This is a genomic window from Spirosoma rhododendri (assembly GCF_012849055.1).
GTDB lineage: Bacteria > Bacteroidota > Bacteroidia > Cytophagales > Spirosomataceae > Spirosoma > Spirosoma rhododendri.
In genome coordinates, this window is record NZ_CP051677.1 from 4,562,708 (window position 1) to 4,578,862 (window position 16,155).

The window sequence follows — 16,155 nt, forward strand, 5'->3', positions numbered from 1 at the left end:
GCCTATCTGTGTAATCATAAAAATCACAGTTCAAGACAACGCTATGAAACAAATGGATCACCTGTCGCGCAGTCAGTTTTTGTCCGTTACGGGTCGGGGACTGGCCATCGGTGCCATGAGCAGTGCGCTGGCGTCGTGCGCCAAACAGGTCGCCCAGCCGGTTACGGCGCAGACCCAGCCGACACCCAGCGGTCCCGTTCCCAAACTTCCCCCGGTTTCTCCGCCAGCCACCGTCCCGTCGGATCCGGCAAGGCCGATCGTACTGGAACAGATCGAAGCGAAGACCGAACAGGAAAAACCGCCGACGCCAACGCCTTTGCCGCCCGATCAGCGCGTTGGTTTTGCCGTTGTTGGCCTGGGACACCTGACGCTGGATGAGATTCTGCCTGCGCTCAGTATGAGCAAGAAATCGAAGCTGGTGGCGCTGGTCAGTGGCAGCCCGGAGAAAATGAAAAAAGTGGCTGAGCAGTACGGTGTCAGGAAAGAATACTGCTACAGCTACGCCGATTACGACAAGCTCCGCGACAACAAAGACGTACAGGTTATTTACATCGTGCTGCCCAACGGCATGCACGCCGAATACACCATCCGGGGAGCGCAGGCGGGTAAGCACATCCTGTGTGAGAAGCCGATGGCGAATTCGTTAGCGGAGTGTCAGGCCATGATCGACGCGTGCAAACAGGCCAACGTCAAGCTCATGATTGCTTACCGGATTCAGTACGAACCGCACAACCGCAAGGTGCGCGAGATGGTACAGACGAATCAGTTTGGTAAGGTAAAATCGATCATTGCCAACAACGGGCAGAACTCCGACAACCCCAAGCACTGGCGGTTTAACAAGGCGCTGGCCGGGGGCGGTTCGTTGCCCGACGTGGGCCTTTACTGCCTTAATACCATCCGCTTTGTGCTGGCCGAAGAACCCACCGAAGTATCGGCTTTCATTCACAGCACACCGGGCGATCCGCGCTTTACCGAAGTCGAAGAGCAGGTCAACTGGCTGATGAAATTTCCGAGCGGGGTGCAGGCCAGTTGCGCGACCAGCTACGGGCACCACGACGACAAAAGTTACCGGGTGCTGGCCGACACAGGCTGGATCAAAATGGACCCGGCCTTTCCGTATCAGGGCCTGAAACTGATGACCAGTCAGGCGCAGGGCAAACAAAACCTGATTACCGAGCACGACATGGGCCAGAAAAACCACTTCATGTCGGAAATGGACCATTTTTCTACCTGTGTGACAGGCAACAAAACGCCTTTCACGCCCGGCGAGGAGGGTCTACAGGATCAGCGGATTATGGACGCTATTTACCAGTCGGCGCGGGAAGGCAAGCCTGTCAAGCTGGCAAAAATCGACAAAAAAGATGCCTTCCGGGGCACTCCACCCGCCGACGAATAGGCTCTGGTTATAGCCCTGCAAGCACGCTGCCGACCCGGTTAGCCGTTCGTTTGAACCGGCAAAGCCGGGTCGGCAGCGCTGCGTTTTGACGGGTATCGCCGGTTTGAAGTCTGGCCGGGAACTGGTATCTTTGAGTATGGAAAATTTTGTGGTTTCGGCCCGTAAGTATCGCCCCGCTACGTTCGACACCGTTGTCGGGCAGGAGCATATTACGACCACACTGAAGAACGCGATCAGGACCAATCACTTAGCCTCCGCGTTTTTATTTTGCGGGCCCCGTGGCGTCGGCAAAACCACCTGCGCCCGGATTCTGGCCAAGACCATCAACTGCCAGAACCTGACGGAAGACGGCGAAGCCTGCGATCAGTGCGACTCGTGCGTGAGCTTTAACCAGAGCGCGTCGTTCAACATTCACGAGCTTGACGCGGCCTCCAACAACTCGGTCGAAGATATTCGTAACCTGATCGATCAGGTACGCTATCCACCCCAGTCGGGCAAGTACAAGATTTACATTATTGACGAGGTGCACATGCTCTCGTCGGCGGCTTTCAACGCGTTTCTGAAGACGCTGGAAGAACCGCCCAGCTACGCCATTTTCATTCTGGCCACGACGGAGAAGCACAAGATTCTGCCCACGATTCTGTCGCGTTGCCAGATCTTCGACTTCAACCGGATTCAGCCGCAGCACATCGCGGGCCATCTGGCGAAGATCGCCGGAGCGGAAAACATCGAGGCCGAGCCCGAGGCACTGGCCCTGATTGCTCAGAAAGCCGACGGGGGTTTGCGCGATGCGCTGTCGATGTTCGACCTGAACGTGACCTTTGCCGCTGATCGGGTAATTCGGTACAAGGAAGTGCTGGACAACCTGCACATTCTGGACTACGACTATTACTTCAAACTGACTGAACAGCTGCTGGCCGGCAACCTGGTACAGAGCCTGTTGACGACCGACGAGATTCTGCGTAAAGGCTTCGACGGGCACCAGTTTGTCGTGGGGCTATGTCGCCATTTTCGCGACCTGCTGGTAGCCAAAGATGCTGCAACGGTGCAGTTGCTGCAAGTGACGGAGAACGTCAGAAAGCAGTACCTTGAGCAGGCGATGCAGGCCCCCATGTCGTTTTTGCTGTCGGCGCTGAGTCTCGGCGGGCAGTGCGACATGAACTACAAGCAGGCCAAAGATCAGCGGCTGCACACGGAACTGTGGCTGATGAAACTGGCGAACCTGCGCAACGTGCTCGACTGGGACGCCCTCCCCGCGCAGCCCGTCAGCGGTACCCGCAGCAATGCGCCTGCCGCCCCGGTCATCACGGAAGCCGCTGTACCCAACGGCGTACCGCTGCCGGACGGGGCTGAAAAAAAAAACGACAGTCCACAGCCATCGCCTGACCACGGCCTGACGGCGCAGCACCCAATCACGAGTGAGCCGGTCAACGGCTATCAGTCCGCCCCGTCACCGGCTCCCCAGCCGGTTGCCAGCGCGTCGACGGTGGCACCGCCGGTTGCGCCAGCCCAGCAGCCTGCTACGGCTATGCGGCAGCCGATCGCCATGCCGGCCCGGCCAGCCAGCAGCCGACTCCGGTCGACGGTGTCGCTCAACACCAGCCCGGTGCAGGCAACCAGCGAACCAAGTGTCGTTGCGGTACTAGCCCCGGCCCGGCCCGACCGTCCGTTCGACTTCGACGACCTGCAAACCTGCTGGCGAACGTTTACCAAACTACGGCTCCAGCAAAACGACTCCGCCACCGAGCAGCTCGTGCTGAACCGGCAACTGGTCCTCGACGGCACGACGATCAGCCTGACGCTGGACAACACGCTTCAGGTTGGCTACCTGACCGATATCAAGCCGGAACTGATGATGTATCTGCGTGAGCAACTGCAAAACAGCCAGATTCAGCTGGAGCACACCGTGACGGTGCAGGAAACGAAGAAGATGATTTACAGCTCGCAGGACAAGTACAACTTCATGGCCAATAAAAACCCCGCCCTACATGAGCTCCGACAAGCCCTGAATCTGGAAGTTGATTATTAAGCTAGGCCGCAATAACGTGCCCGGCGGAACGCCGGGTGCCATACACGGCCGGAACACGTGTCCGCAACGAGTGACGTAAGCTCTTGGGTTCGATTGTGATGCGTGCGCCTGACCAGGTAGCAGCAATCACCATACCGGCAGCTACCAGAATAATGTCTTTCAGGATATACTGCGCGGCCAGTGTGGGCGTATGGTCAGGACCGGGAAACAACTCGGAGAAGAACAGGAAAATGGGCGACATAGCCCCAATCATTTGTATCAGCATGAGCCACACGCCCACCCGCAGGAACCGGCCCGTCAGGAAACAGATACCAATGACACATTCCAGCGTCGCGACAAAATCCATGGCATTATGACCGGAGAAAATACCGAGCGTTAGAATAACCGTAGTTCGGGTAGCCAGTGATTCGATTGGACTCAAGCCGGGGAAAAACTTCAGCAGACCAAACCCTACAAAAACCAGCCCCATACTCAGCCGCAGAATAACGACGCTATTGGCAACCATCCAGCTATTCATAGCGGTATCGAAGCGATCAAACCGATCTAAAACTGTGTGCATTATCTTCATGGCAGGTTCGCTGTTTACGAGTTCAGATATGAAGATACCAACGCATATCAATTCAAAATAGATTGACTCCTGGCGTTGAAGAATCGATTAGCGTTTGCACAATCAGAGCCGGATTGTCTGCTTGTATCCGTTTTAAGCGCTTTGGCTTTGCGGATGGTCGTTTTGCACTCCGCCGTATCAGGCGTTTTTTTTGCAATATGCTTTAGCATGGGCGCCGGTTGTTGGCGCAGACCGCAATCCGGGCGAGTTGAATCTGGAAGTCGACTACTGATTTTATCAGCAATCTGCCATCGGTCATGTTGCTTTGCATCAATTAGTTACCTCACCCCGTAAACGCTTGCCATTGCCCTGACGGGGAATGTGCCGACGCCCCTGAATTTGGGTGGTACGGCACTGAATAGAAACCCCTCATCAGGTAGCTGAGCCAGATTGCAGAGGTGCTCGACGATCAATATCTCCGCGCCCAGCAGTGTCGTATGAACGGGGCGCTGCTTCCCGGTGGTATTGTCGATGTTGTGCGAGTCGATACCCACCAGTATCGCTCCCTGATCCCTGAGGTACGTAGCCGCTTCGGCCGTCAGATACGGGTGGTTTTCGTAGTAGCTATCCGTATTCCAGTGACTGTCCCAACCCGTATGGATCAGCACGGCACGGTTGCTGACTGCATACTTTTTGAAGTGCTCATCGGTAATTTCGAGGGTATCGGTATACGGTATCCGAACAACGACGCCTTCCAGTTCGGCGAAACGTTCCAGACCAATCTGCGACAGGTCTTTACCATCCGCGTACCGGTGAAATGGCGAATCGATATACGTTCCCGTATTCGTAACCATCTCGATTTTGCCAATCTGAAATTCAGTCCCTTCCGCGTAAAGCTGCCTTGAATCTTCCCGGCTCAGGTAATCACAAACGACGGGAGCCGGTAGCCCTTTGTAGGTGATAAGCCCGTCTTCGATGGTATGGCTAAGATCAATCAGCGAATTAGCTTCGCGGTTGGCATTGGCAGGTGTCATTGTGTGTAGTACGGTGAGAGTTTTTCTGTTTGCCAGATTCGTTGCGCACGTGCAACGACGGGCCGCAAACTACTCTTCTTTTCCACGTTTCCGTCAGGAAAATAAAGCTCGAAGGCAAATTCTCATCCCTATTCCCATCGTGATTGAGTGGTTTTCGACACAGATCAACCCTGTGCGTTGCTACTTGAACGCTTTCGCTTCGCGAACAGTCGTCTTGTATTCTGCCGTGTCGAGGGCTTTTTTGTAATACGCTTTGGCGCGGGCGTGGTCATTGGCGCGGGCCGCAATACGGGCAAGTCCTGAATAAGCAAACGCCTTGTATTCTTTCGTGTACGCTTCGTTGGCGGGCAGTTTCAGCGCGGCTTCGTAAAAGTCGGTAGCGGCTTTGTCATTTTTATCGGCCTGTTCGGCCAGCATCCCCGAGAACGTCTGGTACGCCAGCGGTACCAGCTTGTTGGAAAACTGCCGCAGCTGCTGCACCGCCGGACGCGCGTCGGCATACCGCCCCGACAGCAGCAGCGACTCGGCCTGAATCATGGCAAACAGCGGGTTCTTCGGGTATTTCTCAGTCAGATACGTGGTGTACACGTTCGCCTTGACCGGGTTCGATTCGTGCTTGATCAGAATATGAGCGAGGTAATAATTGGCGACGGGCCGCATAAACACTGCCTTGCGGGTGGCAATATCCATCTGCTTCAGCCCCAGCGGCATATCACCATCGGCGAAGAAAAACATAAACGGCCGCACAACCGGATGGTCGAGCGGGTACCGTTCGACGTAGTAATTGTATAACCCGGTGGTGAAGTAAAAATCAGACCCTTTGTCGAGCAGCTTGGCACCGTCGCGCAGGTAGCTGTATGCTTTTTTCGACTCCCCCACCGCCTTCAGCGACTCGCCCTGATTGTGGTACAGCGACGCCATGTAACTGTAGGCACTGAGCGTAAAAAATACCCCCTCCGGATCGTTCTCGTTTTTGTCGAGCATCCGTTTAGCCAGCGTCATACCCTGATTGACAGCCTGCCCGAACTGCGCCATAGCCGCGTTGTTTTCGGCCATCGGCAGGTTCTGAATATCCAGCTGGGTAGCCCGCAGCATCGACGCCACCGGGTGCTGCGGGTAGCGCGTCTGGAGTTGCCGGATCAGCCCATCGGCCTGCGTAAACTCCATGTTGTAAATATGATCGAGAGCCTTCTGAACCGTCTGCTGCGCGGCAGGGTCGGTCATGACCTGTGCCCGCACGGGAAGCAACAGGCAAACGAGACAAAGGAGAGGTAAAAAACGGGAAAGCTGGAACAAAGCGACAGAGCGGATTACGTTGATTCTGTACGGCCGGAACCGTACTTTTGTTTACTGCGTATAGCTAACGACGGCCATTCGCAAAAGTTTCATCATGATTCATTACGAACAGTTTGTTCTCGATAATGGCCTGAACGTTTTCGTTCATCAGGACGACTCAACGCCGATGGCTGCGGTCAATATTCTGTACAATGTCGGCTCGCGCGATGAAGACCCTGCCCGCACTGGTTTTGCCCATTTGTTCGAACACCTGATGTTTGGCGGTTCGCAGCACATTCCCAGCTACGACGAACCGCTGCAAAAAGTGGGTGGCGAAAATAATGCCTTCACCAGCCCCGACATTACCAACTATTACATCACGCTTCCCGCTGCCAACCTCGAAACGGCGTTCTGGCTCGAATCCGACCGGATGATGAGCCTGTCGTTCGACCCGCAGGTGCTCGACGTGCAGCAAAAAGTAGTGATCGAAGAGTTCAAACAGCGGTACCTCAACCAGCCCTACGGCGATGTGTGGCTGAAACTACGACCGCTTGCCTACAGAGAGCACCCCTACCGCTGGGCGACTATCGGCAAAGACATCAGCCACATCGAAAACGCGACGCTCGACGACGTCCGTTCGTTCTTTTTCAAATACTACCTGCCCAACAACGCCAATCTGGTTGTGGCGGGCAACGTGACCGTCGAGCAGGTGAAAGAACTGTGTGCCAAATGGTTCGCCCCTATCCCGGCCGGACCAGCCTACGTGCGGGCTTTGCCAAACGAAGTTCGGCAGACCGAAGCGCGGCACGAGGAGGCAAGCGCCAAAGTGCCACTCGATGCACTCTACAAAGCGTGGCACATGCCCGGCCGGTTTGAACCCGGCTACTACTCCGCCGACCTGCTCAGCGATATGCTGGGCCGGGGCAAATCGTCGCGGCTCTATCAGCGGCTCCTGCGCGACAACCCGCTGTTCAGCAACATCGGTGCCTACAGCACATCCTCGCTCGACCCCGGCCTGCTCGTGGTACAGGGAACGCTCAACGAAGGTGTGTCGCTCGAAGAAGCCGATGCCGCCGTGTCTGCAATCATTCAGGAATTCATCGATCAGCCCGTTGCCGATGACGAGCTGAGCAAGGTAAAAAATCAGGCGGAGGCCACCCTTGCCTTCTCGGAAATTGAATTGCTGAACCGGGCCATGAACCTGGCCTATGCTGCCAACGCGGGCAACCCTGATCTGGTCAACGAAGAAGCCGCGATGATTCAGGCCATCACCGCCGACGATATTCAGGCCACCGCCCGGCAAGTCCTGCGTCCCGACAACTGCTCGACGCTGTTCTACCGCCGGGCTAATGCGGAGAATCCGGACGAAGTTGCGGCTTAGCCAAATCAGCCATGAACCTGACCTACACGCCCCACGCCCTGACGCCCGAGCAGCTGACGGCTCTCTCCCAGGAGTTGAAGCAGGCCCTGACCGACCTCTATGGCCCCCGTCTTGACCGGCTGGTTCTCTACGGCTCCTACGCCCGGGGCGACTATCACGCCGAGTCCGACGTCGACTTCCTGGTCGTACTGCGCGATGAGCCGGTACGGGCGGGGCGGGAGGTCAGGCAAATGGCAGCTGTGGTCGGACCACTGGCGTTGAAATACGGTGTTGAGGTGTCAGTCTTTCCAACAGGCAGCCACCGGTACACGGCTGACGAAACCCTGTTTCTCCGGTCGGCTACCACCGATGGTATACCCCTATGAACGATCTGAACCGGGCCGAAGCGCATTTACAGAAAGCCGCCGAAGACCTGCGCGAAGCCCGCAGCCTGCTCGACGCCGGTTTCCCTGATGGCACCTGCAACCGGGCTTATTACGCTCTGTTTCACGCTATCATTGCGCTGCTGTACACCACTGACGGCCCAATTCCGAAAACGCATACTGGTGCTCATACCGAGTTCCGACGGCAGTTTATCAGGCCGGGGCTTTTCGCCGATTCGTTCAGCAACACGATCACGCTGCTTTTCAACCTGAGGCAGGGCAGCGACTACGAAATTGAGTTTGACACGACGCTCGACGACGCGCAGGACGCAGTAAACAAAGCCGCTGAATTTCTGAGCAAGGCCGAAGCATACATGAAAACCATCCAGCCCCGATAACTTTCTACTTTTGGTCATTGATGCAACGCGTATGAACCTGACCTACACGCCCCACGCCCTGACGCCCGAGCAACTAACGGCTCTCTCCCAAGAGTTGAAGCAGGCCCTGACCGACCTCTATGGCCCCCGGCTCGACCGGCTGGTTCTCTACGGCTCCTACGCCCGGGGCGACTATCACGCCGAGTCCGACGTCGACTTCCTGGTCGTACTGCGCGATGAGCCGGTAAAGAGCAGACAAGAGATAAACTTTATGATCGACCCGGTTTATGATCTTACCGAAAAATACGATGTACTGGTTATGGTCAAACCATCATCGACGCACAAGTACGAGTCTTCAGACCTTTTTTTCTACGATCAGGTTCGTACGGATGGTATTACGATATGAATAGCAAGATAGGTGTGTACATGGTAATGGCCGAACAGTGCATTGATGATGCTAACGCATTGTTTCAGCTTGGCAGTGACCGGGGCGCACTCAATCGGGCCTATTACGGTTTTTTCGACGCTGTGCGGGCACTCCTGTTGACGAAAGCCATTTTCACAAAATCGCATCAGGCCACCCGATCTCTGTTTAGCGAACACTTCGTCAAAGAAGGACCTTTCACGGCTAAAGACGCAAAGGATTTTCACATTTTGTTTAATCTGCGCCAGGACAGTGACTACGAAACAGACGACCCAACTGATAGCGTAGCTGTGAAGCAAATTATTGATACTGCCGCTGAATTTGTGTTGCAGGCAGGTGCTTATTTACGGGAACAACCCAATACAAATCAACCGAAAACCGAATGAAAATACGAGTAGGTCAGGGCTATGACGTACACCGGCTCGAAGCCGGGCGCCCGTTCTGGCTGGGGGGTATTCAGATCCCCTGCGACTTTGGCCCCGTCGGCCACTCCGATGCTGACGTCGTTTGCCACGTCCTGTGCGACGCCCTGCTGGGTGCCGCCAACATGCGCAACATCGGCTACCATTTCTCCGATAAAGACCCGCGCTGGAAAGGCGTCGACAGTAAGCTGCTGCTGGCCGAAGTACTGCGTATGGTCCGGGAGGCAGGCTACGAAATCTCGAATGTCGACGTAACGGTCGTTTTGCAGGAGCCGAAGTTGAACCCGCACATTCCGGCCATGAAAACGTGCCTTTCCGGGGTTATGCGCATTCCCGAAGACGATATTTCCATCAAAGCCACGACCTCCGAGCACATCGGCTTCGTCGGCCGCAGCGAAGGCATTGCCGCTCACTGCGTCGCCCTTATTTTTAGATAATTGACATAATTTGAGATATTTTCTCAAATACCGCGGTTTACAGGCAAAAGCAGTCTAAACACATGCTCGTAGAATTCAGTGTTGCCAACTTTCTATCGATAAAAGAGCGCCAAACGCTGCGGATGGACGCAACAGGTATCAGCGACTATCCGGAACGGGTGTTCACCGCCGGTAGACACAAGCTATTGCGGAGCGCAGCTATATACGGTGCCAATGCCAGCGGGAAATCGAATTTACTGAAGGCTATTGGCGCGATGAATTCTATCCTGAAGACTTCTGCCCAAAATCAGTCTACTAATGAGATTCTCGTCGAGCCATTCCGCCTGAACACGGAAACAGTACACCAGCCAAGCCATTTTGAAATTATCTTTCTAATCGACAAAAGCCTATTTAGATACGGTTTTGAAGTAGACGAAAAGGTAGTACATGCGGAGTGGCTGTTCGAAACGAAGAACGTGCAGGAGAAGGCTTTGTTTTTAAGGCAGACCGATACTATTGAGGTATCGAAAGGATATAAAGAAGGAAAGGGACTTGAGGAAAGAACCCGGGAAAATGCATTATTTCTAGCCGTTTGCGATCAATTCAACGGTCCCACAGCAAAACGTATTTTCAATTGGTTTCGTCATGTTATTTATACATCCGGGGTCGATCATGATGTGCACAGAGAGCATTTATTGCGACTTCTAGATGCTCCTCCTATTGCAGCTATTTTAACAGCAATATTTAGTAAGATGAACTTTGGCTTTGACGCCATTGGCTTACAAAAAGGTGAGATGAGCGAAGACTATTTATCAGGATTCTCTGAGGAACAGCAAAGGCATTTTCAGATGCTGTTGAACGGTAAACAGACGGTTGCGGTAAAGACAGCCCATAAGCAGTATGATAAGGATAATCAATTAACTGGATACATTGCACTCGATCTGGCTGAAGATGAATCGTCCGGCACAAATAAGTTCTTCGATTTGTTGGCACCAGTTTACTTATCGCTGGATGGCTCGGGACTTATAATCATAGATGAACTAGACGCTAAACTCCACCCCCTACTTACGCAAGCAATTATTCGGTTATTCAACGATCCGGTGACAAATCCGAACAACGCGCAGTTAATTTTTGCAACGCACGATACGAACCTACTGTCGTATGGTCAGTTCAGACGGGACCAAATCTGGTTTACTGAGAAAGACCAATACGGCGCAACCTGTCTCTATTCATTAGTTGAGTATCAGGAAGAAGACGGTACGAAAGTTAGGAAAGACCGGTCGTTTGAAACTGACTACATTCAGGGACGCTACGGAGCAATCCCTTACATCGGGGACTTCTCAAAACTCTTTCAGCAGCATGGCGCGGGTAGCGAAAATTGACAACGCCGATAAGAAACGATTTGAGCGGCAAGAGACCAAACGAAAGCAGGATACCCGTCCCAAGCGACGCTTCTACCTTATTGTGTGCGAAGGCATCAAGACAGAGCCACACTATTTCAACGGTTTGAAACGAAAGTTACCGCCCCACGTCCTTGAGCTAGTCGATCTGGACGCTCAGGGTACCGGTTTAAACACACTGGGCTTGGTTAAAAAGTCGCTCAGCATAAAAGAAGAATTCGAAAATCAGGGTCGTGTGGTGGATGAAGTTTGGGCAGTCTTCGATCGTGATAGCTTCCCAAATCATCATTTTGATAATGCCATTGCGAAAGCCAACGAACTGAATGTGTACTGCGCGTGGAGCAATGAAGCCTTTGAACTTTGGTTTCTGCTTCACTTCCAGGATTTCCAGAATGCTATGCGTCGGCAGAATTACCGAAGCAAGCTGGAGCGGGAACTAAGCCAACGCATGGGTACTCCGTTTTCCTACGAAAAGAACAGCGAATCTGTGTTTGATCTGCTCTCTAAGCATGGCGATGAAGAGCAGGCTATCAAACGAGCCAAGAAGTTAGTAGCGCAGTTTATCGGTCGAACTGATTATGCCAATCACAACCCCTGTACGACTGTCTATACGCTTATTGAAAAGTTACGTCCACAAATTAGATAGCTGTAGAATCTTATTTTCAACCCACTTCCTGAATAACCAACCTGCCAATGCGATCCCTTTATTTACCAAGTCTTGCCGCCCTACTTCTTTCGACTTCCCTTGCTTGGGCGCAGAAACCCGCCGAGATGCCGCTGGGCTTCGAAGAGTACGACCCCGTTTCAACGCTGAAAGTATCGGAGCATAAGCTGACCCGCTCGAAGTACCCGTTCATCGATGTGCATAACCATCAGTTTCAGATGGACGAGGCCAACCTGCGCCCGCTGATCAAACAGATGGACAGCCTGAATATGCAGATCATGGTCAATCTGAGCGGGCGCGGCTGGGGCGATGTGGCCTCAAACACCAAATTCTTCAACGCGGCCGAAGCCAACATCCAGAAAACGGACCCGAAACGGCTGGTGCTTTTTTCCAACATCAACTTCGACGACATCGGGCAGGCTGGCTGGACGGAGCAGGCCGTAAAAATTCTGGAGGCTGACGTAAAAGCGGGAGCTAAAGGACTGAAGATTTACAAGTCGCTGGGGCTAAACGTCAAAGACAAAAGCGGCAAGCGCGTGCAGGTCGACGATTCGCGACTCGACGCGATCTGGGCGAAGTGCGGTGAGTTGGGCATACCCGTGCTGATTCATACCGCCGACCCCAAATCGTTCTGGGACCCGATGGACCGCTACAACGAACGCTGGCTCGAACTAAAGCTGCACGGCGGTCGCAAACGCGCGGCCAACGACCCGGCACCGTGGGCGCAGCTACTGGTCGAACAGCACAACGTGTTCCGCAAGCACCCCAAAACGACGTTCATCAACGCGCACATGGGCTGGTACCCCAACGACCTGGTCAAACTCGACAGCCTGATGCGGGTATTCCCGAATATGAACGTCGAAATCGGGGCCGTCATCGCCGAACTGGGGCGTCAGCCACGGGCGGGAAAGGCGTTTTTCGAGAAGTGGCAGGACCGAATTCTATTTGGCAAAGACAGCTGGGTACCGAGCGAATACGCGACGTATTTCCGCGTGCTCGAAACCGCCGACGAATACTTCCCCTACCATAAAAAATACCACGCGTTCTGGCGGATGTACGGCATGGCCCTGCCCGACGAGGTGCTGAAAAAAGTGTACTACAAAAACGCCCTGCGTATCATCCCCGGCCTGGACAAGAGCCAGTTTCCAAATTGAGTTTTTATTGAAACACGGAGGCACTGAGCGCACTGAGAGTTTTTCATTTCCTCCGTGTTCTTCGTGCCTCTGTGTTTAAACCAATACGTTTCTCCGTTACCTCCGTGTACCCTCCGTTTCTCCGTGTTTAAAATCCACAATGCGTATCACCTCCGTCACTCTCTACCCCTTCGATATTCCCCTCAAAGCGCCCATCGCCATTTCGTTGGGTACGATTGAACACGCCCGAAATCTGCTGATCGAGATCCGAACCGACGACGGGCTGGTGGGCTGGGGCGAAGGATCGCCGTTCTGGATGATCGTGGGCGAAACGCAGGCGTCGGGGCTGGCGGCTGCGCAGGACATGGCCCGGCTGCTACTGCACCGCGACCCGCTCGATATTGAAGGGTGCCTGGCCGCGTTGGTACGCTACCTGCCCGGCCACCCCACTACGCGGTCGGCCTTCGACATGGCGCTGTACGACCTGGCCGCGAAAGCCGCCAACATGCCACTATACCGGTTTCTGGGCGGGGCAAAACGAAAGCTCGTCACCGACGAAACAATCTACCTCAATACGCCCGAACGGATGGTTGAGGATGCCGTGCGGATACAGGCGCAGGGAGCCGAAGCCATCAAGGTGAAGCTGGGGACGAATCGGCGTAACGACATCCGGCGCGTGGAGGCCATCCGGCAGGCCATCGGCGACGAAACGCCCATCCGCACCGACGCCAATCAGGGCTGGGACGTTGTGACGGCGCAGGCCGTGCTGCGGACCATCGGCGACTGGAACGTGCAGTATTGCGAACAGCCCATCGGCCGGGGAAACATCGTCGGGCTGCGCCAGATTCGGCAGCAGTCGCCCGTACCGATCATGGCCGACGAAAGCCTGTTCGACGCAACCGACGCCCTCCGACTCGTGCGTGAGGAAGCCGTCGATTATTTCAATATCAAGCTATCCAAAAGCGGGGGAATTTTTGAGGCATTGAAGATCAACGCCATTGCCGAAGCCGCCGGTATTCCCTGCATGATCGGCTGCATGTCGGAGTCGCGGCTGGCGCTGACGGCCAACGCCCATTTTGCATCGGCCCGGCAAAACGTTCGGTTTGTCGATCTGGACGGCTGTTTCGAGCACGCGGCCGATCCCGTTCTCGGTGGTATCGTGTACGACGGCTACACAATCACGCTGCCCGACACACCCGGTATTGGTGCCGACATTGACCCTTTATTTTTGAAAACGCTCTCCCCCACCGTCATCGCATGATTACTATCACTACTGTTCAATCGGACGCCGACGTGCAGGGTATCCTGACCCTGCAACAGGCCAATCTGCGCAAAAACGTACCGGCGGACGTACAGCTCGATCAGGGGTTTGTCACTGTCGAACACGACCCGGCGGTGCTGGCGCGGATGAATCAGGCGGCACCAAGCGTCATTGCGAAGGACGGCGACACAGTCGTTGGCTACTGCCTGACCATGCTCCCCGACTTCGCCGACGACGTTCCCGAACTAAAACCCCTGTTTGACTCCATCGGCGAGCTGATCTACCACGGTCAGCCGGTTCATAGCTACCCGTACTATGTCATGGGGCAGGTCTGCGTCGGGACGGGGTATCGGGGGCAGCAGCTATTCGACCGGATGTATCAGCATCAGCGCGTCGTGTACGGCGATCGCTACCAACTGCTTATCACCGACATTTCCGAACACAACACCCGGTCGCTACGCGCCCATGCCCGCGTCGGTTTTGCTCCAATTCACCGCTTTTACGACCCAGCTATCGGCGAAGACTGGATTGTCGTCGTCTGGGACTGGCAAGCCTAATTTTGTCTTAAACAGTCTCCCTGCTGTTTGTTGTAAGTAGCTGCAGGTTTAACAAACAGCAGAGATGCTGTTTGAGGCAAGTCAGGGCACGTCGATGGGCCGCTCGAAGGGTTCGCTGCTTTGGATAACTGCCTGCGTGGCGGGGTCGATCTGCTGAATCTGCGCGGTGTACCGCCCGGCCGGGACGCTGTCCGGTATCGTGAATTTTGGATACCCATCTAGGGCTGTTGTCAGCGGCAACCGATATAGCTGCGACGCATTCGTCTGACTCACCAGCGTCAGCATTGCCGTTCCGGCCCGGCTGACATATGCGACCACAACAGCCTGATTTCTGGGTAATGACATCGGTGTTTGTACCGGTGCCTGACCCGCGGGCTGGTAATTGATCATGCCGATATACGGTTGCGTCGGTGTTCGTAGCACGCTCAACCGGTACACAACCCCTGCCGACTGCCCCGCCTGCGACAAATCAAGTCCGTAATAACCCGGTTTCAGGTCGACAGGCAGGATCAGCACGAACGGCGACCGACGCTGCGTTTGGGTGACGGGTGTAGTAGTGCCATCGGGACGGAGTAAACGAACCTGCACTTGCTCGCTGAACAAATTTGTGCCGCTCACCGTCAACGACGCGGGCTGACCCGCCACCAGCGTATAGCCAAAAATCGGGTCACGGTCGAGCCGGGCTTTTCCCGCTTTTACGTCGAGCGAATTGGGTTCGGCAACCGTACTGCCATCGGCACGCAACATAGTTACGGCATACAATCCCGGCTCCAACGCCAGTCCATTGCCCGATACGTCGACGTGATTAGCCAGTGTCGACGAGCAAAGCACCGTACCAAACGACTGATTCAGTACGACGACCTGCGCTCCGGTACTGCGGTTTGTAAACGTGATGGATTGGGGCAATGGATTTCCGTATAGATGCTGCACCGGCAGGTGAATCAGCGACGAATCGCCAATGACAAACGGGCGCATCGACGTCGACGCGTCGGCCGCCATCAGGGGGCTGGTAGCTACTGGCCGGATGCTATACGATACCGTCGGTACCGACGTCGTGCTCTGCTTACTGGTCAGGTAAATCTTCTGGTAGTTCGCCGTGTCCGACGTACACCACCGACTCAGCGTACCAATACCCGCCGACGTCAGATCGCTGACCAGTTTGGCCTCGTCCGACAGCGTCAGAGATGGCGTTGTACCGGCTGGGAGTGTTGCGGGCAGACGCACCCGGATTGTGCGGGTTGGCTGATCGATCTGAACGGCATCATCGGGAATACCGGCAAAGCGTATGCTGGTAATGCGCAGTTCGGGATACGTCAGCGGTAGCGGTTCGTCGCTGGTTACCGGACGTCGGCAACTGGTACTAAACCCGGCAATAAGCAGGCAAACGAGATATATTAATTTCATCGGACAACGCATTCGGAAGGCGGCTACTTACTAACGTTCGACAGGCAAAAACGTTGGCGTATTTCCGCTGAAT

General features: G+C 54.9%; 17 protein-coding genes. 13 read left to right on the forward strand and 4 right to left on the reverse strand.

Going from position 1 to position 16,155, the window contains the following annotated elements:
- Nucleotides 1-43: 43 nt before the first annotated feature.
- Both HH216_RS18955 and HH216_RS18960 read left to right on the forward strand, forming a co-directional pair.
- Nucleotides 44-1,396, forward strand: a complete 1,353-nt coding sequence (locus HH216_RS18955; RefSeq protein WP_169552226.1) for a Gfo/Idh/MocA family protein — start codon at nt 44-46, stop codon at nt 1,394-1,396.
- A gap of 136 nt (nt 1,397-1,532) precedes the next feature.
- The gene (locus tag HH216_RS18960; protein ID WP_169552227.1) at nt 1,533-3,425 is read left to right on the forward strand and encodes a DNA polymerase III subunit gamma/tau; all 1,893 of its coding nucleotides are present in this window, start codon (nt 1,533-1,535) and stop codon (nt 3,423-3,425) included.
- Nucleotide 3,426: 1 nt separating this feature from the next.
- Here the strand turns inward: HH216_RS18960 and HH216_RS18965 are convergent, their stop codons facing one another.
- The 3 genes from HH216_RS18965 to HH216_RS18975 form a co-directional block, all read right to left on the reverse strand.
- Nucleotides 3,427-3,984 (reverse strand): DoxX family protein, encoded by a 558-nt coding sequence (locus HH216_RS18965; RefSeq protein WP_174842722.1) that lies wholly within the window; start codon nt 3,982-3,984, stop codon nt 3,427-3,429.
- A gap of 326 nt (nt 3,985-4,310) precedes the next feature.
- Entirely contained in the window at nt 4,311-5,006 is a 696-nt protein-coding gene (locus HH216_RS18970; RefSeq protein ID WP_169552228.1) for a cyclase family protein, read from the reverse strand.
- A 180-nt stretch (nt 5,007-5,186) separates the two neighbouring features.
- Complete coding sequence (locus tag HH216_RS18975) at nt 5,187-6,230, reverse strand: tetratricopeptide repeat protein (protein WP_254448514.1); 1,044 nt, start codon at nt 6,228-6,230, stop codon at nt 5,187-5,189.
- Nucleotides 6,231-6,396: 166 nt separating this feature from the next.
- On the opposite strand from HH216_RS18975, the gene HH216_RS18980 reads away from it, so the two are divergent.
- From HH216_RS18980 to HH216_RS19030, 11 genes are all read left to right on the forward strand, one after another.
- Entirely contained in the window at nt 6,397-7,662 is a 1,266-nt protein-coding gene (locus HH216_RS18980) for a M16 family metallopeptidase (RefSeq protein ID WP_169552230.1), read from the forward strand.
- A gap of 11 nt (nt 7,663-7,673) precedes the next feature.
- Nucleotides 7,674-8,027 (forward strand): nucleotidyltransferase domain-containing protein, encoded by a 354-nt coding sequence (locus HH216_RS18985; RefSeq protein ID WP_169552231.1) that lies wholly within the window; start codon nt 7,674-7,676, stop codon nt 8,025-8,027.
- On the forward strand, nt 8,024-8,422 hold the full coding sequence (locus HH216_RS18990; RefSeq protein WP_169552232.1) for a HEPN domain-containing protein: 399 nt from the start codon (nt 8,024-8,026) through the stop codon (nt 8,420-8,422). Before HH216_RS18985 ends, HH216_RS18990 begins: the two co-directional genes overlap by 4 nt.
- Before the next feature lie 31 nt (nt 8,423-8,453).
- Complete coding sequence (locus HH216_RS18995) at nt 8,454-8,807, forward strand: nucleotidyltransferase domain-containing protein (RefSeq protein ID WP_169552233.1); 354 nt, start codon at nt 8,454-8,456, stop codon at nt 8,805-8,807.
- 20 nt (nt 8,808-8,827) lie between these two features.
- Entirely contained in the window at nt 8,828-9,211 is a 384-nt protein-coding gene (locus HH216_RS19000; RefSeq protein ID WP_169552234.1) for a HEPN domain-containing protein, read from the forward strand.
- Nucleotides 9,208-9,684, forward strand: a complete 477-nt coding sequence (ispF, locus tag HH216_RS19005) for a 2-C-methyl-D-erythritol 2,4-cyclodiphosphate synthase (protein WP_169552235.1) — start codon at nt 9,208-9,210, stop codon at nt 9,682-9,684. The genes HH216_RS19000 and ispF overlap by 4 nt, the downstream gene beginning before the upstream one ends.
- Nucleotides 9,685-9,746: 62 nt before the next feature.
- The gene (locus HH216_RS19010; protein ID WP_169552236.1) at nt 9,747-11,045 is read left to right on the forward strand and encodes an AAA family ATPase; all 1,299 of its coding nucleotides are present in this window, start codon (nt 9,747-9,749) and stop codon (nt 11,043-11,045) included.
- Nucleotides 11,023-11,709 carry an RloB family protein gene (locus HH216_RS19015; protein ID WP_169552237.1) on the forward strand — a complete coding sequence of 229 codons (687 nt, stop codon included), beginning with the start codon at nt 11,023-11,025 and terminating at the stop codon, nt 11,707-11,709. The genes HH216_RS19010 and HH216_RS19015 overlap by 23 nt, the downstream gene beginning before the upstream one ends.
- Before the next feature lie 47 nt (nt 11,710-11,756).
- Entirely contained in the window at nt 11,757-12,881 is a 1,125-nt protein-coding gene (locus tag HH216_RS19020; protein ID WP_169552238.1) for an amidohydrolase family protein, read from the forward strand.
- 139 nt (nt 12,882-13,020) lie between these two features.
- Complete coding sequence (locus tag HH216_RS19025; protein ID WP_169552239.1) at nt 13,021-14,121, forward strand: mandelate racemase/muconate lactonizing enzyme family protein; 1,101 nt, start codon at nt 13,021-13,023, stop codon at nt 14,119-14,121.
- On the forward strand, nt 14,118-14,678 hold the full coding sequence (locus HH216_RS19030; protein WP_169552240.1) for a GNAT family N-acetyltransferase: 561 nt from the start codon (nt 14,118-14,120) through the stop codon (nt 14,676-14,678). Before HH216_RS19025 ends, HH216_RS19030 begins: the two co-directional genes overlap by 4 nt.
- Before the next feature lie 81 nt (nt 14,679-14,759).
- Here the strand turns inward: HH216_RS19030 and HH216_RS19035 are convergent, their stop codons facing one another.
- Nucleotides 14,760-16,082, reverse strand: coding sequence for a hypothetical protein (locus tag HH216_RS19035; RefSeq protein WP_169552241.1), 1,323 nt, complete (start codon nt 16,080-16,082; stop codon nt 14,760-14,762).
- Nucleotides 16,083-16,155 lie beyond the last annotated feature (73 nt).

What these genes read in the sequence shown, in the direction of transcription:
- HH216_RS19020 (WP_169552238.1), top strand. Translation starts at nt 11,757, where the DNA reads ATGCGATCCCTTTATTTACCAAGTCTTGCCGCCCTACTTCTTTCGACT.
- HH216_RS19015 (WP_169552237.1), top strand. Translation starts at nt 11,023, where the DNA reads ATGGCGCGGGTAGCGAAAATTGACAACGCCGATAAGAAACGATTTGAG.
- HH216_RS19035 (WP_169552241.1), bottom strand. Translation starts at nt 16,082, where the DNA reads ATGAAATTAATATATCTCGTTTGCCTGCTTATTGCCGGGTTTAGTACC.
- HH216_RS19010 (WP_169552236.1), top strand. Translation starts at nt 9,747, where the DNA reads ATGCTCGTAGAATTCAGTGTTGCCAACTTTCTATCGATAAAAGAGCGC.
- HH216_RS18955 (WP_169552226.1), top strand. Translation starts at nt 44, where the DNA reads ATGAAACAAATGGATCACCTGTCGCGCAGTCAGTTTTTGTCCGTTACG.
- HH216_RS18980 (WP_169552230.1), top strand. Translation starts at nt 6,397, where the DNA reads ATGATTCATTACGAACAGTTTGTTCTCGATAATGGCCTGAACGTTTTC.
- HH216_RS18985 (WP_169552231.1), top strand. Translation starts at nt 7,674, where the DNA reads ATGAACCTGACCTACACGCCCCACGCCCTGACGCCCGAGCAGCTGACG.
- HH216_RS18995 (WP_169552233.1), top strand. Translation starts at nt 8,454, where the DNA reads ATGAACCTGACCTACACGCCCCACGCCCTGACGCCCGAGCAACTAACG.
- HH216_RS18965 (WP_174842722.1), bottom strand. Translation starts at nt 3,984, where the DNA reads ATGCACACAGTTTTAGATCGGTTTGATCGCTTCGATACCGCTATGAAT.
- HH216_RS19025 (WP_169552239.1), top strand. Translation starts at nt 13,021, where the DNA reads ATGCGTATCACCTCCGTCACTCTCTACCCCTTCGATATTCCCCTCAAA.
- HH216_RS19030 (WP_169552240.1), top strand. Translation starts at nt 14,118, where the DNA reads ATGATTACTATCACTACTGTTCAATCGGACGCCGACGTGCAGGGTATC.
- HH216_RS18970 (WP_169552228.1), bottom strand. Translation starts at nt 5,006, where the DNA reads ATGACACCTGCCAATGCCAACCGCGAAGCTAATTCGCTGATTGATCTT.
- ispF (WP_169552235.1), top strand. Translation starts at nt 9,208, where the DNA reads ATGAAAATACGAGTAGGTCAGGGCTATGACGTACACCGGCTCGAAGCC.
- HH216_RS18990 (WP_169552232.1), top strand. Translation starts at nt 8,024, where the DNA reads ATGAACGATCTGAACCGGGCCGAAGCGCATTTACAGAAAGCCGCCGAA.
- HH216_RS18960 (WP_169552227.1), top strand. Translation starts at nt 1,533, where the DNA reads ATGGAAAATTTTGTGGTTTCGGCCCGTAAGTATCGCCCCGCTACGTTC.
- HH216_RS19000 (WP_169552234.1), top strand. Translation starts at nt 8,828, where the DNA reads ATGGTAATGGCCGAACAGTGCATTGATGATGCTAACGCATTGTTTCAG.
- HH216_RS18975 (WP_254448514.1), bottom strand. Translation starts at nt 6,230, where the DNA reads ATGACCGACCCTGCCGCGCAGCAGACGGTTCAGAAGGCTCTCGATCAT.